Source organism: Campylobacter sp. FOBRC14 (assembly GCF_000287855.1).
Classification (GTDB): domain Bacteria; phylum Campylobacterota; class Campylobacteria; order Campylobacterales; family Campylobacteraceae; genus Campylobacter_A; species Campylobacter_A curvus.
Window position 1 is genome coordinate 1 of the sequence record NZ_ALJJ01000013.1, and the last position, 20,191, is coordinate 20,191.

The 20,191-nt window shown below is 35.4% G+C and carries 18 protein-coding genes, 2 tRNA genes and 2 pseudogenes; 15 read left to right on the plus strand and 7 right to left on the minus strand.

Going from position 1 to position 20,191, the window contains the following annotated elements; translation table 11 throughout:
• Window positions 1-289: 289 nt before the first annotated feature.
• Window positions 290-706: a hypothetical protein gene (locus tag HMPREF1139_RS06460; RefSeq protein WP_009650643.1), complete on the minus strand. Its 417-nt coding sequence runs from the start codon at window positions 704-706 to the stop codon at window positions 290-292.
• Between the two features lie 244 nt (window positions 707-950).
• Here HMPREF1139_RS06460 and HMPREF1139_RS06465 point away from each other — a divergent pair, with 244 nt between their 5' ends.
• Window positions 951-1,157, plus strand: coding sequence for a hypothetical protein (locus tag HMPREF1139_RS06465; RefSeq protein WP_034966246.1), 207 nt, complete (start codon window positions 951-953; stop codon window positions 1,155-1,157).
• Between the two features lie 380 nt (window positions 1,158-1,537).
• On the opposite strand, the gene HMPREF1139_RS06470 is transcribed toward HMPREF1139_RS06465, so the two are convergent.
• Window positions 1,538-1,789 carry a hypothetical protein gene (locus HMPREF1139_RS06470; protein WP_009650623.1) on the minus strand — a complete coding sequence of 84 codons (252 nt, stop codon included), beginning with the start codon at window positions 1,787-1,789 and terminating at the stop codon, window positions 1,538-1,540.
• Window positions 1,790-2,015: 226 nt separating this feature from the next.
• Here HMPREF1139_RS06470 and HMPREF1139_RS06475 point away from each other — a divergent pair, with 226 nt between their 5' ends.
• The 9 genes from HMPREF1139_RS06475 to HMPREF1139_RS06520 all read left to right on the plus strand — a co-directional run bounded on the left by HMPREF1139_RS06475 (window position 2,016) and on the right by HMPREF1139_RS06520 (window position 10,153).
• Complete coding sequence (locus tag HMPREF1139_RS06475; RefSeq protein ID WP_034966248.1) at window positions 2,016-2,393, plus strand: hypothetical protein; 378 nt, start codon at window positions 2,016-2,018, stop codon at window positions 2,391-2,393.
• 10 nt (window positions 2,394-2,403) lie between these two features.
• Window positions 2,404-2,610 carry a hypothetical protein gene (locus tag HMPREF1139_RS06480; RefSeq protein ID WP_034966251.1) on the plus strand — a complete coding sequence of 69 codons (207 nt, stop codon included), beginning with the start codon at window positions 2,404-2,406 and terminating at the stop codon, window positions 2,608-2,610.
• Window positions 2,611-2,893: 283 nt separating this feature from the next.
• Entirely contained in the window at window positions 2,894-3,115 is a 222-nt protein-coding gene (locus tag HMPREF1139_RS06490) for a hypothetical protein (protein ID WP_034966255.1), read from the plus strand.
• A 480-nt stretch (window positions 3,116-3,595) separates the two neighbouring features.
• On the plus strand, window positions 3,596-4,915 hold the full coding sequence (locus tag HMPREF1139_RS06495) for a hypothetical protein (RefSeq protein WP_009650653.1): 1,320 nt from the start codon (window positions 3,596-3,598) through the stop codon (window positions 4,913-4,915).
• An 11-nt stretch (window positions 4,916-4,926) separates the two neighbouring features.
• Window positions 4,927-5,349 carry a hypothetical protein gene (locus tag HMPREF1139_RS06500; protein ID WP_009650597.1) on the plus strand — a complete coding sequence of 141 codons (423 nt, stop codon included), beginning with the start codon at window positions 4,927-4,929 and terminating at the stop codon, window positions 5,347-5,349.
• On the plus strand, window positions 5,346-6,458 hold the full coding sequence (locus HMPREF1139_RS06505) for a zonular occludens toxin domain-containing protein (RefSeq protein WP_009650613.1): 1,113 nt from the start codon (window positions 5,346-5,348) through the stop codon (window positions 6,456-6,458). The genes HMPREF1139_RS06500 and HMPREF1139_RS06505 overlap by 4 nt, the downstream gene beginning before the upstream one ends.
• Window positions 6,412-7,554: a type II secretion system protein GspD gene (locus HMPREF1139_RS06510; RefSeq protein WP_009650600.1), complete on the plus strand. Its 1,143-nt coding sequence runs from the start codon at window positions 6,412-6,414 to the stop codon at window positions 7,552-7,554. The genes HMPREF1139_RS06505 and HMPREF1139_RS06510 overlap by 47 nt, the downstream gene beginning before the upstream one ends.
• A gap of 680 nt (window positions 7,555-8,234) precedes the next feature.
• Window positions 8,235-9,290, plus strand: coding sequence for a rolling circle replication-associated protein (locus tag HMPREF1139_RS06515; protein WP_198003119.1), 1,056 nt, complete (start codon window positions 8,235-8,237; stop codon window positions 9,288-9,290).
• Window positions 9,281-10,153, plus strand: a complete 873-nt coding sequence (locus HMPREF1139_RS06520) for a tyrosine-type recombinase/integrase (protein ID WP_009650642.1) — start codon at window positions 9,281-9,283, stop codon at window positions 10,151-10,153. The genes HMPREF1139_RS06515 and HMPREF1139_RS06520 overlap by 10 nt, the downstream gene beginning before the upstream one ends.
• A gap of 47 nt (window positions 10,154-10,200) precedes the next feature.
• Here the strand turns inward: HMPREF1139_RS06520 and HMPREF1139_RS06525 are convergent.
• The 5 genes and pseudogenes from HMPREF1139_RS06525 to HMPREF1139_RS06540 all read right to left on the minus strand — a co-directional run bounded on the left by HMPREF1139_RS06525 (window position 10,201) and on the right by HMPREF1139_RS06540 (window position 14,878).
• Window positions 10,201-10,275 (minus strand) — tRNA-Met (locus HMPREF1139_RS06525).
• A 21-nt stretch (window positions 10,276-10,296) separates the two neighbouring features.
• Window positions 10,297-10,371: transfer RNA gene (locus HMPREF1139_RS06530), tRNA-Gln, on the minus strand.
• 74 nt (window positions 10,372-10,445) lie between these two features.
• Window positions 10,446-11,906: pseudogene (locus HMPREF1139_RS06535) on the minus strand (DNA translocase FtsK); the annotation flags it as partial.
• Between the two features lie 237 nt (window positions 11,907-12,143).
• Window positions 12,144-12,527, minus strand: a pseudogene (locus HMPREF1139_RS12140) (DNA translocase FtsK 4TM domain-containing protein); the annotation flags it as partial.
• Window positions 12,528-12,655: 128 nt separating this feature from the next.
• Window positions 12,656-14,878, minus strand: coding sequence for a flagellin N-terminal helical domain-containing protein (locus HMPREF1139_RS06540; protein ID WP_034966261.1), 2,223 nt, complete (start codon window positions 14,876-14,878; stop codon window positions 12,656-12,658).
• A gap of 168 nt (window positions 14,879-15,046) precedes the next feature.
• Here HMPREF1139_RS06540 and HMPREF1139_RS06545 point away from each other — a divergent pair, with 168 nt between their 5' ends.
• The 5 genes from HMPREF1139_RS06545 to HMPREF1139_RS06565 all read left to right on the plus strand — a co-directional run bounded on the left by HMPREF1139_RS06545 (window position 15,047) and on the right by HMPREF1139_RS06565 (window position 20,174).
• A complete protein-coding gene (locus HMPREF1139_RS06545) occupies window positions 15,047-15,730 on the plus strand; it encodes a CRISPR-associated endoribonuclease Cas6 (RefSeq protein WP_009650629.1) in 684 nt (227 codons plus the stop codon).
• Between the two features lie 211 nt (window positions 15,731-15,941).
• Window positions 15,942-17,708: a TM1802 family CRISPR-associated protein gene (locus HMPREF1139_RS06550; protein ID WP_009650601.1), complete on the plus strand. Its 1,767-nt coding sequence runs from the start codon at window positions 15,942-15,944 to the stop codon at window positions 17,706-17,708.
• The gene (cas7b, locus tag HMPREF1139_RS06555; RefSeq protein WP_009650607.1) at window positions 17,705-18,625 is read left to right on the plus strand and encodes a type I-B CRISPR-associated protein Cas7/Csh2; all 921 of its coding nucleotides are present in this window, start codon (window positions 17,705-17,707) and stop codon (window positions 18,623-18,625) included. Before HMPREF1139_RS06550 ends, cas7b begins: the two co-directional genes overlap by 4 nt.
• Window positions 18,626-19,336, plus strand: a complete 711-nt coding sequence (gene cas5 / locus HMPREF1139_RS06560) for a CRISPR-associated protein Cas5 (protein WP_009650627.1) — start codon at window positions 18,626-18,628, stop codon at window positions 19,334-19,336. It abuts the gene before it with no gap.
• The gene (locus HMPREF1139_RS06565; protein ID WP_009650610.1) at window positions 19,329-20,174 is read left to right on the plus strand and encodes a CRISPR-associated endonuclease Cas3''; all 846 of its coding nucleotides are present in this window, start codon (window positions 19,329-19,331) and stop codon (window positions 20,172-20,174) included. Before cas5 ends, HMPREF1139_RS06565 begins: the two co-directional genes overlap by 8 nt.
• Window positions 20,175-20,191 lie beyond the last annotated feature (17 nt).

Below are 20,191 nucleotides of genomic sequence, written 5' to 3' on the forward strand. Positions count from 1 at the left end.
TATAAACTGGTTGCGGAGGACGGATTTGAACCGCCGACCTTCGGGTTATGAGTATTATGTGCTATTTTTTTTGAGAAAATTAGTTATTATAAGCTTATTTTAAATATATGGATGTATAATTTCTTTAGTTTTAAATAGATGTTTCCTTATAGGATTTGAACTTATCTATTTAAAGTTTGAAAATTTAGCAAGTTCTTTTAAATTTATCCTTGTAGGATTTGAAATTTATTTTTTAGTTTGCCTAAAATCTCTTTGGGGATTAAAGAGGAGTATAGCTCCTCTTTAATTATTAAAATTCTAATATCTCATTTTCATATTCGTAATTGTTTAATCTAAAATAGCAATTCCAGCTATTTATTTGTGTTGCAAGAATGCTACCGTTTTTCATAGCTAAGAAATGATCTATGTCGTGGTTTGATGTTGGTTTTTTGTCACCGATGAAGCGATGATCAACATAATATTTTTCGCTATTTTTTGATGTTATAGTGGCAAATATTTTTTTGCTTTTTTGATTATATTCGTCCCAAATTTCCCAAGATACTGCTGATCCCTCATTGACGTAGCAGTATCGACCTAGAACGTCGCTATAGAAGCGCACGAGATATTGGCCGTTTTCATCTTGTGATACTTGCTTCTTGTTTTTTATGCGCATATTTACGCCGGCTTCTATGTTTTTGATTTCTGTTTGTGTGTTTGTAGCTTGCATCGTGTATCCTTTATTTTGTGCTATAATGAAGGCTCTTTTTACAGAGCAACTTAAAGCGGCGAGATTTTCATCTTGGCTGGTGTCGTCTCGTCGCGCTCTTTAAAGATATATCTAATATCTATCTTTTTATAAGTATATTATATCTAATAGATACTTATAAAAAGCTTAAATATATGTTTATTAGATATTTTTTTTGACTTTTTTGTATTTATTTGCTATTATTTAAATTTTGAAAGGTATTGTTATGGATAGAAAGTTATTTAATAATTATCTTAATCTTTGTAATATTAATAAGGTAGAGTTGGCTAATTTATTAAATTTGCCTTATTCAACTGTAAATGGTTGGGGATCTCGAAATCCTTTCCCCGCTTGGCTTGAAAGTTGGTTTGAAAATTATATTAAAGCTCAAAAGTTTGATCAACTTAAAATTTTATTTAGTGATTTTGATTAATTCGTTGTAGTTGTGCGTAGCGTGCGATATGTAGTGCGGGGAAGGGTCCTGCACTATCGCACATAATAGGGTCGCAGGGGGAGCCGATTTTAAAAGTGAGTTATAAATAAATTGATTTATTTAAATATTATATAACCTCACTTTTAAAAGTCGGGTTCGCTCCCCCCGCTAAAATTTTATTTTTTATAGTTTTTATGTTATCCCTATTCTGCTATAAAAGAATAGGGATAATTTTTTAGATTTTGCTTTTGAGGTATGTTATTGCTACTGCTATTAATATTGCAAATATTAAAAATGGTAATGCATTTCCAAAACCTCTGATAAATTCATTGCTGAAATCCATCTTTAATTACTCCTTTATAATATTTTTGTTTTTTTAATTATTTATCTAACTCCTTTTTTAAAATTCTTGTTTTTATGTCTGATATATAATATTCTATTTCTTGTTTTGATAGTCTTTCTAGTAGTTCTATTAGTTCTTTATGTGTATTATTTACATGTAAATTATTTTGTATTTCTTTTAGACTTAGTCCATTTTCTATTATTTCAAATAACTCTTTTCTATTTTTTTTCCAATTATATATAGTTTTTTCTGCGATTTTAAGTTTTTTTGCAATTTCTGAGTTTGTCATTTTTTTACCTGTAATATTTACATTTTTAAACTATCTATAAGTTTATTTAATGTAATATTTACTTGCTGAAATCCTGTAAATATTACATATCTTTGATTTTATCAAATTTATGTAAATTCCGCCCTGAATATGGCGAAAAACTATTTCTCCCTTGTTTGGGTTTGAGACATCCTTTGCAAGGGAGCTTTTAAAAATGTCTCAAAAATTTACCCTAAAAGGATGTCACATGGAAATCGTAAAACAAGAATACGATGTCTCTTACTCTCTAAGTTTCGGCTCTGTCCGTAGTTCTGCTTCTGGTAATTTTCAAGGTAACGACTATTCACCATCTGTTCGTATTACAGCTACAAACGTTTATGAAGTGCCAAATGAAAAAACTGGCGTGATCGATGATGTCGAGCAAAAAGTTATATTTAAAATTCTTTGCCCTGATAATAACACTGCTGGTCTTGTCGCAAAGGCTGTCAAAGAAAAATTCAGAAACAAAGAAGTTCTAAATTTTCATGGTGGTTTTCCAAATGATCAACGTGTTATAAATGTAACTGAAAGTTATGAATTCTTTCTTTTTGGTTCTAAGCCAGCTAAAGCAGCTGCTAATAAGTAAAGGCTATTAAATGACAGATTTAGATGTTATCGATATCGCTTTGAGGATTGATTCTTGTTCTGAAGAAGTCTTTGAAATTCTTTCGAATTATGAAGATCTTATGAACAGTGGTCATATTCATAGAGATAAGTATGAGTCTGTTTTATATGCTTATTGTTGTTTGAAGGCTGCTTTCACGACCATCAGTTTTTTAACTATAGAGGTTGAAAAATGCTAAATTTCGATGTTGCTGAAACTGCTCTCGAGATAGAGCGCTGCTATAAAAGACTCGATGAGATTCTTGCTAATCACGAAAGATTAAGCCGTGATAGTCTAACTTATGCTGACGATCATGAGTTTATAAACAGTGCAATGCAATTTCTTGTGGCTGCCTCTGATCTTGTAAAGTCTAGAGGCATAAAGATAGACGTTTAAAAAATAAAGTAGCTACCTAAATAAGCGCTCGATCAAGCATTTATTCAGGTAGCTACTGAAAAAAATTCATTTCAAAGGAGGCTATTATGCCTAAATTTCTCTCTACTTTTAAGGGTAAGTTGATTACCGTTGGTTTTGTTTGCCTAAATGCCATAAATGCTATGGCCGCTGGTGTGGCTATTGGTGCAGATGGTGCAGTTACTGGCGACCTTGAACTTAAAACCTTTATGGGTATGGCTGGGGTTGTAGTTGTTGCGCTTGGTGCTATGTGGGCTGTTAAACAAGGTTTGCGCCTTATTAAAGGTTAAATCTATCGGCTTCTTAAATTTAAAAGTTTAAGAGGCCGAATTTTTAAAAGTTCTAAATTTAAAGATTAAATATGTACGACTTTATTGACCTCACAAAGCTTGGTATCTTTTTGAATAGCTTTATAAGTGCAATAATTTTGTTTTTCTTCGCTATTAAAAAAATAACTTTGGCTTTAGATCTTTTAAAAAGTTCGGAGTAAATTAATGTATGAGCTGAATTTAACGCTTGAGCAATATAACCTTTTAATGAGTTTATGTGGTATTCTTTGCGGTTTTTTGCTTAGTATGTTTTTATTTTTGGTTCTTAGTAAGTTTTAAAGTAAGAAAGGAAATAAGATGTCAATAGGAATTTTTACTGTAACTGGTGTTTTATCGTTTGATTATTTCTTTTCGATAATGATTTGGTTTGTTCTGTTGTGTTTTCCTATGTGTGCGGGCTTGATACTTTTAACAAAGAAGTATTTATAAAAAGGCTTTAAAATGTCTCAAATTTTAAAATTCTCCCTCTTTTTCTTGATATCCCTTAATGTTTTTGGTACTGATTATTTTTATGATCCTGCATATTATCCCGCCAATGAATTTAAACAGCTTGACGGTGAATTTTTAAACGAATCATATTTTAAGATAGGCGATATCGTTTATAGGTATCGTATTGCAGAAAGTGATGTTGGTTATATCTTGCCTGCTCCTGTTTCAGGTTTTGGAATAAGATACGGAGAATATTATTATTTTGATAAAAAGGCATCTATTGAGTATTGTTCTCATATCATGAAAAGTTTGGGAGGTATAAATGGATGGGCTTGCGGCTGCGATTCTAGTGTGAGTGGCTGCAATGCCATATCTTACAGTGCTGTTAAAAGGTTCAGTATCGATGAAAGGATAACTTGCCAACCTGGTGAAAATTTCAATACTTCTACCGGTAAATGTGTTGCTCCTTGTCCTACTGGGCAGAAGTGGGATCAGGCTGGTAATAAATGTTTCGTTGATTGCACAGACGTAAATAAGAATAAGTGGGGCTTTACTGATGGCTCTTGTATAGATTGCAGTTCGAAAGCTACTAGTGATGATGTTCAAAGATGTTATTGTGAGGGTATTGGCTCTACTGCTGATTTAGGTGCTGCTATTTCAAGGGATAATTCTATTTGGACTGGTCTTTGTAAAAATGGTTTAGCTTTTAATTTTAAAGACCCTAAAACTCCTGATATCAAAGACAATAATAAAACTGATCCAAAAAATCCTGATAATCCAAAGGATAACAATAAAACCGATCCAGGTAATCCTGGAGGTGGTGGTAATGGCGGTGGTTCTACTGGAGAAGAAACTAAACCTAATCCAAATCATAAAGATAACAATAAAACAAATCCTGGTAATTCTGATAAGCCTAAAGATAATAATAACACTGCTCCTGGTGGTGGAGGAAAAGGCGATAATGATGGTATTAATTTTAGTTCCAGGGATTTTGATGATGGTGGTTTGGAAAAAGAGCGCAATGGTTTATATGATAGTATTAAAAGCCACATTAATGAAAGTGTCTCTAAATTTGACGGGGTAAGAGACGGAATAGATCAGTTTATTAAAAATGTCCAGGGTAAAGGTTTTGATAAAATTCAGATTGAAGTTAAAAAAACTTGTCCTATAAAAAAAGATATACCTTTGCCTAATGGCACTTCTAAAGCTGTTGTTATAGATTATTGTAAAGATCTTTCCTCTGTTTCTGAAATTTCATATTATATTTTTTATTTCTTTTTCGCTGTCGCTATGTTTTATTTGATTTTTAGAATTCTTGTGATTTTGATTTGAAAGGATAAATTTTGCCTGCTATATATGCTGCTTTAGCTTGGCTTTTTAAAAAGCTTTCTCTTGGTGAGTTAGCTGGATTTATTCTTAGAAAAGTAGCTTTTACTAAGATTGTTGCCATTGAAATTGCTATGTTTGCTCTTATGATTACTTATTTTGGAACTCTTATTTATGTTGCAAATTTTCTTTTTGGTTTTTTGTTTGATCTTTTGAGTAATTTAAAAAATTTGATTAGTAATGGTGGCTCAAATGAGGTTTCTTATTTAGCTGTTTCTCTTTTTTCCGCTCTTGGTGTTTCAAAGGCTTTAGTTGATGTTTTAAATTTATGCATGCCTATATTTATTTCGTTATTTTTATTGATTGGTTTAAAGGTTGGTATTAAGTTGTTTGAAAAATTAAGAAGTAGTATCGTAAATTTTGTAGGTTTTATTAAATGATTTCTTACATTGTTGGTAATCCAGGTAGCGGAAAAACTTATTATGCCGTATTTAAAATTTATCAATTATTCTTATATGAGCCGAAAAATATATTTTTATCTAAATTTATCAAACCTGAAAAACAAAAAACTTATGATTACTGCTATACGAATATCAATGAATTTAAATTTGAGAAGAGTGATAGATTTATTAAATTCGACTTTGATAAATTTTACTCTGATATGGAAATGCTGCACGCTCTTTATTTAGATAATGTAACTGATGAGGAGATCAACGAGAAAGCTAAAGAGCTTAAGCTTTATAACGTCTTTGTTGTTCTCGATGAGTGCCATAACTTTTTGAAAGACAAAGAAAATCCTGTGCTTGTATGGTGGCTTACATATCATCGCCATTTATACCAGGACATCATGCTTATAACGCAAGATTTGACGCTTGTTAATAATGAATATAAACGTATTGCCGAGTATTTTATAAAAGCTGTAGATAGCTCAAAAAGACTGTTTAAAAATAAATTTCGTTATATGCTCTACGGCTCTTATAAAATGTATCAAAAAGATATTATGCAAAAATTTAATATTCCTTATTTGAAAGAGGTTTTTAATCTGTATCATTCCGGGCAGATCACTTCTCAAAATTCGTTCGTTCGCAGATTTCTTTATTTTTCATTATTCTTATTTATTGTATTATCTATTTACTTTTACTTTTTTATTTCTAGCTTTAAAAATGATCCTGATCCCGTCCAACCCCCCGAGCCTCATCAATCATTACAGCAGCCTAGATCTTATCAACCATCATCCCAACAAAAACAGCCTAAATCAGACTCTACTTCTCAATCCTATATTTATAACCTTATTTGTATCAACGAAATTTGTCATTTCATCAATCAAAGATATACATTTCCATTTTCATATATTTCATTTATCATTTCCTCTAGCAAGCCTCTTTATTTCTATCCTGTTACTAAAAATTCTCATTTTACGGAGTATTTTTTGGTGTTTGATACTCCGGCTCTTGATGATCTAGTTCAAACATCTAATAAATTTAATAAAAAGGATGTCTCAAATGAAAGCTTTAAGACAACTGATACTAGCCCTACTCTTTTTAAGTAGCTTTTTAAAAGCCGAAACGATCTATACTGATCTTTTGAATTTCGCTCAACTTACTAGCAAATTTAATAACATCGCAATAGTTACTGATGATAGTATAAACGAAAGCTATTATTATTTTATCTACGAGCAAGAAACGCCTATCACTATTCCTATGTTTAGAAAAATGCTTGAGGCTAAGAATTTATATCTATATAAAAAAGACAATTTTTATTACATCACAGATAAAAAATTGCCTGATTCTGATCTACGTTCTATCAAGCTTGATAATTATGTCCTCTCTGACGTTCAAAATATCATGTCAAATTTCGATCTGAATGCTACATATTCAACTACGTCAAATTTAATATTTTTCCGTGCCGATGATCTTACTTATGATCAGATCCAAAAAGCAATCAATCAAATCGATAAGCCATTTGAGCAAGTTCAATTCAAACTTACTATCACAGAGACAAATTTAAAAGATATCAAAGACAAAGGCACAAAGCTTACATCGCTATTGAAGCCATTAAATCACGGTGATTTAGCATATTATATAAATCTCATTACTTCACCATATACGACAAATTCAAACGTTATTCGTGGTGATGATAGCGGCTTTTTTGGTGTTTTAAACTTTCTTGAAACCAACGGCATTACTAAAATCATCTCATCACCATTTTTAACAGCTAAAAACCATACGGAAGTTTATTTCAGCGCGGTTCAGAATATTCCTTACCTGGTATCAAAAACAGAAATCACAAGCGTAAATTCTCAAAAATCAGACTCTTACGAATATAAAGACGTCGGTTTAAAGATAAATTTAAAACCTGTCATTCTTAAAGATCATATAGACTTTGATTTACACCTCATATTAGAAGATCTTTTATCAAGCACGAATACATTAACGCCTACAACATCAAAAAAGGAGCTTAAAAGCTCATATTCTTTAAAACGTGGTGACGTATTAGTGCTTTCTGGCATAAACAAGACTACAACTCAACGGCAGCGTAACGGCATACCTATTTTAAAAGACATTTTCATCTTAAAGTATCTGTTCTCTATCGAGCAAGATCAAGACATCAACACCATACTTACATTAACGATTCAGGTCATTTAAGAAAACTTTAACGTATAAGATCTTTGACGTTAAAATTTGCTTAATTTTAATTTTTAATTGTCGGGGTCATTAGGGGAATTTATTCCCCTAATAGTAGACAAGGCGAATAAATTAGTTTGTAAGCGGAAATAAAGTGCGAATGAGCCGCGCACTGATCAAACACCCGTTTTAAAACGCTTTCGCCTAAAAGCCCCTTTGTTTGAACGTTTGGCATAGTCTGATTTTTGACTGCGCCAGATACATAAAGTTTGCTGTTTTAGACAGCTTGAATAGGCGGTCATGACTGAGCGGGGCGCGGAGCGCACCGCGAAGAAATGGCCGCCCTTGTCAATTTAATAAAAAAATGCCAGTTTTAAGTTTTCGGCAGTTGTCAGGGTATAAGAGTGTTTGGAATAACTGAAACAGATTTACAAATTTGTCGCGATAAGATAGAGCAACAGAAGGCTTATATGCTCTCTCACACTTTCGTAAATGAGCTTGGAGAGTGTAAAAGCTTGCTTGATTGCTCGTTTAGTGCAAATTTAAGCTCTAAGTATTACGCTGAAGTTTCAAACCGCGTCAATACGCTTGCGTCTTTTTCTATCCTTTATGATCAGTGCCCGGTGTTTCTTACTATCACGCTTAACGGCTGCTTTCGTGGTGCGCTTCAGGGTGATTATTCCAAATTTAAGGCTATCGATATGAAATTTTTACCCGCTGAAATCAAGTATAAAATCAAAAATTGCGTTGCTCTTACGATTTCTAATCTTGTTGCCGTGCTAAATCATCAGTGGCGCACCTTTTTCAGGCGCTTTAACGCACGCGTTGGAAAAATAGATTGCTCTTACATACGATGTTTTGAGCCGCATAAAAAAGACGGAGTGCCACATATTCACGCGCTTTTTTATGTCCCGGCAAATTGTGTTAAGATTATGCAAAATATCTATAAAGATGTTTTCTATGCTCCTCAAAATTTAAAAACTGACGCGATAACTCCTGAACAAGCTAGAAATGGCGAATTTAACGGCTTTCAAACATCTATAAATAATCCTACCGGCTACGTGATGAAGTATATTCAAAAGACTTTTATCAATCTAAAAGAGACTGACGAACTTGATGAGCTTGCAGCCTGGTATATTAAGCATAAAGTGAGACGTTTTTTAAGCTCGCGCACTAAAGTGCCTCTTTGGGTATATAGAAAGATAAATTTTATCAGTTCATTTCAAGACTTTTATCACTTAAATGACGCTCTAAACGATAGTGAGAATGTGATCGAGTGGAATAAATCGGAAGATTATATCTATCTAAATTTACCTTTCAGGCGTGAAGAGCTGGTTTATCTTGATGGAAAACTCGAGCACTATATCGCCGGCAAGCTCATAAATAGCTACGATAGGATGCGGCCAAGCAAAAATTTAGAAAATTCTTACCGGATAGATGGTAAATGTCCTGAGTCTATTGACGTCACGATCAATAAACTTGCTAAAGAGGCTGCAGCATTCAGACGAGACATGGCGATATTCTTTGGTGAGCTTAAAAAACCTGTTACAAAGATGAAAAATTGGGAGTTATATAATTATTACCAGGAGCTTGATAAAGAAAATTGCAATATTCAGCATTTAGCTTACGTCGAAAATTTAATGCTTGAACGTGGTCTTGATAATTTTACACATTTTTATAAGAAGCATGATTTAAATAAGCCATTATTGGAAGATTTTGCAAATCGTGGCTTAAGGGAGTGTGAATTTTGCTTTTAAATGATTTATTTAACGATTATATCGATTTTTATGAGCTTTCATTAAGCAAATCTACACTTAGGAGTGATATTGCGACTTATAATAAGCATTTTAAAGCCGGTCTTGGTTTGCGAGAAGTAAAAACGATAAATTTTATTGATATTCAGCGGTTTTGTAACGAGCTGATTAAGAAGGAGTATCATATTAAGACAGTTAAAAATATTGTTGCTAAGCTTAAAGTTATTTTTAAGCTTGCTATAAAGCTTGAGATCATATCTAAAAATCCGTGTGATTTTGTGGAGCTTCCAAAATTTGACAATAAAAGATATTTTGATTATAGCATTGCGATCCAAAAGAAATTTATAAAAGTTATTGTTGAAAACAAAGAGTCAAACTGCGATATATTCTTTTTCTTGCTTCACGGTAGGCGTAAAAATGAGGTATTGAGTTTGAAATTTAGTGATATAAATTTTAAGACCAGGACTTATACTATCCCGTTTAAGATTAATAAAGCAAAGCGCGATATGATCTATAAAATGAGCGATGAGCTTTATAGCCGTATTTATCGACGTTTCATCGAAGCAAAGAAGCAAAATAGACTAAATGACTATGTATTCATCAATCCAAAGACAAATACTAAATTTCAAGATCTTAGGAAAAGTTGGAATTCATTGCTGCAGCGCAATGATCTACCAAAAATAAGGCTACACGACATCAGGCATCTAATCGGCACGTATTCGATTAATTATCTTAAAATCCCTATCGAGCAGGTATCTTTTACGCTTGGACACACAAATATTATTACAACGCAAAAATATATCACAGCAAACGTTAAAAAATCAAAAGAAACTATCGAAAATTTGATAAATTCAATTTCAGAATAAATTAAGCATTTTATAAAGTAGTTCAAAACATCGATAAAATTGGGATTTGGTTGCGGAGGACGGATTTGAACCGCCGACCTTCGGGTTATGAGCCCGACGAGCTACCACTGCTCTACTCCGCGATAAGAGTTTAGGGATTTTCGTGGATGGGGTAAGAGGATTCGAACCTCTGAATGACTGGACCAAAACCAGTTGCCTTACCGCTTGGCGATACCCCAATGCAAAAGAGTTGTAATTATATAGATTTTCATGTGCTTTGTCAAGGTTTTTTGAGAAATTTCACATTTTATTTTTACAAAATTTCCCTTTGTCCTTTTGCATTGACCGGACTTAAAACGCCCATTTTTTCCATTTGTTCGATGATGTTTGCAGCCTTATTGTAGCCGATTTTTAGTCGTCTTTGCAGATAGCTGATAGATGTCTTTTGCTCACTTAATACTATCTCTTTAGCCTCTTCATATAGCTCGTCAAGCTCACCGGCATTTATGGTAGCGCCTGTAGTGCCGGCATTACTACCATCCTCGGCTAAAAATCTCTCGTCATAGACGACCTCTTGTTGCTCTTTTAAGAAATTTACGATGTTTTCGATCTCTTTTTCGCTCGCAAACGGCGCGTGCAGGCGAATGATACCGGGGCTTCCCGGAGGCGTAAATAGCATATCGCCCCGTCCTAGTAGGCTTTCTGCGCCCATTTGATCGAGGATGACCTTACTGTCGATACGCTGACCGACGCGGTAGCTGATACGGCTTGGCAGGTTTGCCTTTATAAGTCCCGTTACGACATCGACGCTTGGGCGCTGGGTAGCGACGATGAGATGTATGCCAGAGGCGCGCGCCATCTGTGCCAGTCGCCCGATGTATAGCTCCACGTCCTTGCCGCTAGTCATCATCAGATCAGCCAGTTCGTCGATAATAACAACGATATAAGGGAACTGCTCGCCGCCCTCAGCCTTCATCTTTTCGTTATAGCTTTCGATGTTTTTCGTACGCGTGTGGCTCATTATCGTGTAGCGTCGCTCCATCTCAGCGACCATATTTGATAGTGCGATGATCGCCTGCTTTGCCTGCGTGATGACGGGTGTGAGCAGGTGCGGGATGTCGTTATAAATGCTAAATTCCAGCATCTTTGGATCAATCATCATGAGACGCAGAGTCTGCGGGCTGTTGCGGTAAAGCAGGCTAAGTAGCATCGCGTTGATACCCACGCTCTTGCCGCTACCAGTCGTGCCCGCGATCAGCAGGTGCGGCAGCTTTTTTAGATCCGTGATAAATGGTGCGCCCACGATATCCTTGCCAAGTGCCATGGTAAGCGGACTGGAAGCGTTTTTATAAATTTCGCTCTCTAAAATTTCTTTTAGATAAATGGTCTCTAAATTTTGATTTGGCACTTCGATACCAACGACGTCTTTGCCTGGGATCGGGGCTTGTATGCGTATGGTCTGTGCGCGCAGTGCCATGGCTAGGTCATCTTGTAAGGTCAAAATTTTACTCACCTTGATGTGTGGTGCCGGACGAAACTCGAACGTCGTTACGATCGGCCCCGTGTAAGTGCGCACCACATCGCCGTCTATCTTAAATTTACGCAGTTTATCGAGCAGATCGGAGATCTTTTGATCGATCTCAGCTTCATTGACGCTGTGCGAGCGTTTTGGCGGATCGTTTAGAAATTTAAGTGGTGGTAGCACGAAATCTTTTGGCTTTTCTACCTTGCCCTTTTCGATCTCATCAAGCAGTTTTTTGTTTTCGGCTACTTCGTTTAAAATTTCTACACCGTTTACCATCGAAATTTTAGCCTCTTGCCCGCCATTTTGCTCTAAATTTTCATCATCGCAGGCAAGGATCTGAGTGTCGATCGTCTCCTCATCAGCCGCACTATTTTTATCTTTTTGGCGTTCGATCTTGGCTATTTGTCTTTGTCTTGGCTGGATTGGCTGAATTTTTGTAGAATTTTGAGTCGATATGGGTATCACGAACGCCCTTTTAAGCACGACTATCAAATTTTCTCTAAAAATAAGTCCCAAAGAGATCGTAAATATCATGAGTATCACGACGCAAGTGCCTATCATACCGATGACGTCCTTTAGGGCGTCGTTTATGAATTTACCGACTATTCCGCTATTTGCGGGCGACATAGTCATGGCTTGAAACATCAAAAACGCTAGAAAAAATAGCAAAATTCCCAGCAAAACCTGAGAAAATTCCAGGTCAAAATCCTTAAAATCCCTATAAACATAATAAGTAAAAATGATGAGCGCAAAAGGATAAACATAGGCTGCGTAACCAAAAAATTTCAGATTTGCGAGGCCGATAGTGCGTCCAAAAGTGCCTACGAAATCAGCAGTCGGCGCAGCAGTCGCGATGCCAAAATAGACCAAAAAACAAATAGCGATAGTTAATAATGATTGTCGTAAAATTTTAAATCCTTTGTTCTAAAAAGGCTCATTATAGCACAAGCGGTTTAAAATTTAAAAAATTAGCGAGCAAAATCGCTCACTAAAGATGATTATAAATAGTTTAATAAGCTTAGTTGATTGATTTTTGCGCTTGCTTGAAGCATCGCTTGATAAGATAGCGTTTTTTGAGTGAAATTTAGATAGGCCTCCGCATAGTCGGCATCTATCACTTCGTTTTTGACGGTCAGGACATTTACCTTCATCAGCGAGGCTCGCTCGTTAGTAGATGTGATGAGCTTGGTTTGAGAGCCGACTTTGGTGAGCTCTTTGTTCGCATGATCTATCAAGTGATCTAGTCTCTCGAGCGCTCCTTGCATGCCGGTATTTCTAGGATCGCCGTTTTCTGCGTTTGACCTGTAATACCCCTGTCTGACCGCTTCTATCATCTTATCAAGATCGTCAAATATATTCACGCTTGGCTCGTCGATAGTTATCGCGTTGTTTTCCGAAAATGAAAACACGGAGCCCTTTCCTTGAGACGTAGCTGCGGTAGTTCCCGTGCTATCTCCGTAAAATTTATCGGAATTTGTAGTGCTGTCGTAAGCGGCCACTTGTATCGTAGAGACGGCGTTTGTCTTGTCGGTGAGCTCTATTTTACCTTTTTCGTTCATATTTACTTCGACAGCGCCCTTGCTAAGGCTGATAGCCGAGTTGTAGTTGTCATAAGTGTTTGCCGTCGGGATGTTGTCGCTTGCAGCCATACTGATGATGTCGTTTATCTGTCTAAAGGTCACGTCTTTAGTCGGTGTTTTAAACTGACCGTATTCGGTCGCATGCCAGATATCAAATGTCTGCGCAGCTATCGGCGTTCCCGCGCTGGTAGTACCGCTAATAGTAAATTTAGCCGTCTGTGCTGGAGCTTCCTCGTGACCCAGATCGATATCTACTTTGTATTTCGTCCCGTTTCTTGAAACGATCTCCATAGTTAGCTTGCGATCGTCAATATTGTATTTATCTTGCTCTTTTGGATATAGCTTATCTATGCCTGCCACTTCGCTTAGCCTAGTCGAGTCGGTCGCGTATTCGCCGCTTTTTCTTACGACTTGAGAGATAGTACCTATTATTTTATTGTCTTTTTTGTCAAACCTCACTCTGTCAAAATCAAAGGAATTTACAGTATTACCGTCCTTATCCTTAAATTTACTCTTTGTAAATTCCGTTATATGTACGGTTTTTGGATTGGTAGAGGCCATCGTCTCGAGATCTGCTAGTGTATTTACGCCGTCTAAAGCGTTGTTTGGAGCGATAGCGTTTTTATTAGTCGCGGTAGAAGTAGCTGCTACCATATGAAAGTCGATGACCTGATTACCTTTTGTGAGGTCTTTTATGTTAAATTGCCCGTCGTTGTTTATGCTGACATCTACGACCTTTGTGGTCGCGGTATTGCCAAATTCTTGCCCGATCTTTTCCATCAGACTTTCTACACTAGCACCCGCCGTCATCTTAAATTTACTAGTAAAGCTAGTGCCGTCTGGCTTTTTGCCCTGCATATAAAAGTATGTATCAGGAAAGTTGATATTTGAGCTATCAAGAAAGTCATAGTCCGGATTTATACTGCCGGCGTACTTGCCTTGATTATCGACATTTTTTGAGTCGTTGGCATAGTTTAACCCTATCATGTTTTTGATCTTGCTTTGAGCTGTCAGATATTTTGGATTTTCGCTGACATCGGTTTTTGTGTTATCCGTGAGGCTTACGTTTGTGGTCAAAATTTTACTGTAGTCATTATCTTTGCCCAAAAATAGATCATGTCCCGGGATATTATAAGGTAGCTCTATTTGAGCGCCTGCGGATGTCTTCATATAGTCGCGGTTGCCTTGATATTTACCATTACCATCTATCGGCTTTGTGTCTACCGCGCTACCGGAAAACAAAAACTGCCCGTTTATAGAGGTGTTGGCGATATTTACGAGGTGGTTTTTTATGCCTTGTAGCTCATTTGCCAAGGCTTCAAGCGAGGTCTTGCTATGCACGTCGCTAGCGGCTTGCACTACTTTGGTTTTAAAATTTTCGAGCTGCTTTTCAAATTCTTGCAAAGATTTGTCGGTATTTTTTGAGAAATTTACGGATTTGCTCGTAGCCTCGACAACTTGAGAAAGCGTCTCCGCCTCGTAATCAAGTCTCATCGCATCATTATAAACACTTGCATTTTCGTAAGGATTTTGTATTTTTAGGCCGCTTGACATCTGACGGTAGCTTTTGTTTACGCCTGCCATACTGTTTTGATAGTCGTGTAAAGTCTGACTAAATCGAAGCTGATTTGTTATTCTCATTTTAAATTCCTAAATTTTGATTATTTTTAACTAAGCAAAAATGATTCCGCTTTTTACAATATCGGAGAAAAGTAAAATTATTTTAGCTTTATATTGCTATAAATAGGTATTAAATTCTCCTAAATTTATAGCTATAATAACCACAATATATTTTTAAAAAGGATAAAAATGCTAACGATAAACGCAAAGCTGCCAACGCGAAATTTACGCGTCTCAAAGGCGTTGCCCCAGCTCATACAAGGCTTTATTTACCGCTATTTGCCAGCCGAGGAGCACGCGGGATACAGACACGAAAAAACGGGTAAAATTTTTAAGCGGATGAATTTTGATTTTTATTTGAGCGGGGCGGATTTGCGCGTTAGATTTACCTCTTACGAGCCTAAGTTTGAAAAGGCAGTCGCGCTTGGAGTGCTAAAAGACGGGCTAAATTTGGGCGAGCTGTGCTTCGTGGATACGACGGTGGCGGTGAGCGAACATAGGACAAGTAGCGACGATGTGGTGCTACAAGGCTGCGTGGCGTGCGCGGTGCAGGGGCTTTTGGGGCATAAAATTTATTTGCAGGCGCAGGATAGCAGGCATCTTGAAATGATGAAGGCCAACGCCTTGCAACGCTTCGAGACGCTAACGGAGCGCGAATATGGCGGTAAATTCGAGCTAAATTTAAAGTGGCAAAATTTACAAAAACCTTTTTATTTTTACTACGGCAATAACCAAACGCCCGTAATTGCGTGGCAAGCAAAATGGCGCGTACAGGCTGAACCGGAGCTAATAAATTTAATCCTAGATGCAGGCGTAGGAAGCGGATGTATGAACTACGGGGTTGGGTTTTTGGAGGTGGTGATAGAGGGGTAGAACAAGGTTTTTAAATAGTTTAAGTAACAGTTTCAAATCCCAAAGGGGTAGCCTTGCTCTTTCTGAATTATAATGGATTTATTTAAATAGACCAAATTGTTTTGTGCAAATTAAATATTTTAAGTAACATAACTTGACATAAGATTGAAAAAAGCGTATAATTCCTCAAAATATCTTGTTATATATTTTATCTTAAAATTAGGGAATAGTGGTGGGTGATATAATAAAAATTTTCGCCGAAATCGGCGAGATATATCAAAAAGATGAAGAGCGAATAAAAAATCGAGCCTACGAATATGACGAGATAAAAGCCTATCTTTGCGATATAAAAACTAAAAATATATTACCGCATCTCTATCAAGAAAATAAGAACGAGCTTATCATTACAAGATTTGGTATAGGAGCAAATTCCGGTAATCTTTTTCCAAATTCTCAGCTCGTATCAAAAGATATAAATAAAAATGAAGCTAAATTTATAAAAGGTATTTTAAAATCTATCGAGAATTTTTTATCCTATTTTACTGATGAAGAGATTGAAAATAATGAAAAATTAAAGCAAATTTTAAGTATTGATAGCAGCTTTTTTGAAGGGCTAATAGATGATATAAAAAAGCTTGAAGAACATAAGATAAAAGGTAAAAAAGTAGCTACATTTTTTTGCTTGGCTTATGATGATAAGCCCATTTCTGCACATTACAATGAAATTTTTAGAAAACATATAAGCCAAAAAGAAAAAAGTAAAATTTATGGATATGATATTTTGACAAACGAGCAAGGCGTCGGAGGTGATGCAAATTTGGCTTTTTGCTCGGTCAATGAGCTTCCAGATAGCTTAAAATTTATAAAGTCAAAGCTTTTACCATTAAATTCTGATAGTGCGGATAAAATAAGGACGGGATTTTTGGCTATTGATAAAGATTTATCGCATAACTTTTACGGCGTTAAAATGGCGATTTTACCGACTATTTTATCAAAAGATGAAACTATTTTTGAAAAGGTTTTAGAATTTTTAAAAGAGGCTAAAACAGATATAGAACAAGTTGCACAAGCAGAAGAAACAATAAATTTATATTTGGAGTGTGTTGCTAAAAAAGAAAAAGACATCCCGGTTCTAAACACTATACTTTTTTATGCTAAAAATAATTCTGCTGTCGATGTTTTACTTCAAATAGACGATGTTTTACCATCCTTTATCTCTAAAATTTCAAATAGTATGGCGAAAAATAAAATAAAAGCCTTTAAACGCAAAGATAGTAAAAATGAAGATGTTATATATCTTCAAAATCTTTTTGATAATAGCCTTGAAATTATGAATTTTTTACTATCTCAAAATAAGATAGATATTGATATCATGATAGAAAAATATTGCGATCTTATATACTACGGAAGCGTGAATACGAAGTATCGTTTCCAGCTTGATTGGGCGAAATATTTTAATAACTACTATCCGCAAAGAAGCATAGCGGCAATAGTGGCATATCAAAATTTATTTAATGAAATAGATGTTTTAAATGACAAGCTTACACTGCAAAAGGAGTGCATTTTGGAAAATAAAGAAAATAAAAAAGAAATAATAAAAGAGCTGATAAAAAATAGCGAATTTTTAAAAGATAATAGCGTTTTACAAGGAGCGTATCTGCTTGGAATGATGTCATCTGCACTTATAAAATGGCAATATGCGATAAGCGAGAGTGATTCGTTTGCAAAATGGCTAAATGGTGTCGGTGCGATAGATAAAGATTCGCTAGAAAGAATTTGGACAAAGTGCTACAAAGTAAAGGGTATATTTGAAAATATGTCAAGGCATCAACATAAGAGCATAAATCAGATAAAAGAATGTTTGGAAGAGGCCTTGCAGCATTCATTTTTATCTGAAAAGATCGTAAAAACATCGTATGTCACACTTGCTTTTGCTATGGGCGGAAGCGACTTTGATAAACACATAAAAGAAAAAGAAGATAAAAAGGATAACAAATGAAAAAGAAAGAGATTTTATTTCTTTGGGATGGCGAAAATTTTAACCCAAACGGCGATATGCTAAGAGAAAACGCACCAAGAATCGACGATGAAACAAATATCGCCGAAGCTACGGATGTGCGCATAAAAAGGACTATCCGCGATGAGATCATGAAAAAGGATGAGGGCGCGATCTTCGTAAAAGAATACAACAAAGACGAAAACGTCCTTGACTGCAAAACAGCGATAAGAGAAGTCATAAACATAAGACAAGAAAAAGCCGCGATAGAAAGAGAAATTTTATCTAAATTTATCGATATTCGCGCGTTTGGCGGGGTTTTGCCGATCTCCGATAAAGACGAGATGAAAGCGGATAAAGAGATAAAAACTGCCGGAGTGCAATTTACTGGTCCGGTGCAATTTAGAATGAGCAAATCTTTACATAGAGTTCAGATCCAGCACATAAAAGGCACAGGTGCGTTTGCCAGTGGGAGCGATAAGGGTGCAAAAACTTTTAGAGAAGAGGACTTTTTGAGCTATGCGATATTTGCAACTTATGGCGTATTTGATAACAATAACGCCAAAAAAACAAATTTTAGCGAAGATGATGCAAACGTGATACTAAGCGCACTATGGAATGGTACTAAAAATTTAATAACTCGCTCGAAAATGGGACAAACGCCTAGATTTATGCTTATAATCACTTACAAAGACGATACTTTTGCGGGCGATTTAAACAATACAATAAAACTAATCAGCGACAAAGAAGACGAAGCGATAAGAAGCGTAAATGACTACACTATCGATTTTTCAAATTTAAAAGCAAAGCTAAATAGATATAGCGAGCATATCGAAAAAATCGAATATGTAAGTGATTTTGACTTCGAGCAAAATAATAAATCCCAGTTTGACGGTAGTTGGCGAAAAATAGGATTTTAGATGGATATCGTAGCTTTTAGGCTCACCGGTGATTACGCTCATTTTTCGCATCCTGCAACAATTTATTCCAGTCTTACGTATCCTGTACCCCCAAAAACGGCTATCATGGGCTTTTTGGGGGCAGTGATAGGCGAGGAGCAGTATCATAAACTAAGCGATATAAAATATAGTATCAAAATAGACGGGCAAATTTCTAAAAAAAGCTTCGTTTTTAACGGTATCAAATTTGCCCTTTCTTCAAGTATGCATTTAAAAGAAGGCTATCAGGATGCAAGCGAGAAAAAGCAGTTTTATAGAGAGCTCATAAAAAATCCTTCTTATATAATTTTCTTAAATTTAGAGAATTTAAAAGATGGATACCGAAAAACGATAATCAAAAATTTAAAAGAGCATAAAAGTGCCTTTACACCGTATTTGGGGATAAATTTTTGCATAGCCGACTTTGAATGGATAGATGTAAAAAATTGCTTTTTGATAGAAGAAAACGAAAGCGAGATAGATACTTTTACGTTGCTTGATGATTTTATATTTGATACTGCGTCTTGCGATATAAAGCTAACGACCGCTAGGATGGCTTGTGAGTGCGAAGAAGCAAGGATATTTAAGGATTTTAACGACTTTATAATCAAAGTCAGCGGTCCAAATAAAATAAGATCAAAGAATCGCAAAAATATCTATCAAATAGATGAAGATAAGGTGTATTTTGTGTAGTGAATTTTTATCGCATCCAAATAAAGCTCTTAAATTTCATATCTTAAATATGATAAATGATGGCGATGACGAGATCACAAGACAGATAAAACTTTTTCACGATATTGCAAAACTAAAACAAAATTTTCAAAAATATATAAACAATCTGAACGATAAAATAACAGATAAAAATCACTCTTTGCTTTCGGCATATATTTTTTTATTAAATTCCACTTTTGACGAGCTTTCTAGTGCATTTGGCTTTTTATCTATCGTTTCACATCACGGCGATGTTGAAAATTTTAGCGAGCTCATCGCTAATAATAAAAATTTTGGTAAGTATTTTGAGCTTTCGCATGAGTTTGACTTTTGGGATGAGGTCGTAAATAACGCCTTAAATTTAGAGATTTATGCAAATTTGAAAACTGATAAAAATGAGCTTTCAAGGACCATAAAAGACCTTTATATCGCTATACTTATGAAAAAGAACAAGTTTGATTACACTGATTTTATAGAGTTTAAAAAGTTATATTCATCGCTCATATATGCAGATAAATTTGAAGCGATATTTAGCGAGAAAAAAGAGGACTTAAAGCCCGTTGAAACAAATGAGCTTGATACTTACATTAGCAAGCTATCTTTTAATCAAAAAAGAGACGATTTTAGGCATTTTGTACTGAGTAATTTTGATAAAAATCATCGCCTTTTTACGCTCACTGCTCCGACTGGTTACGGTAAGACCTTGACTGCTTTAAATTTCGCACTTAAATTTAAAAAAGAACGCCTGATATACGTGCTTCCATTTACATCTATCATCGATCAAACCCATGAGATAATCTCTAAAATTTATGAAAATTGATAAATCTTATGTAAAAT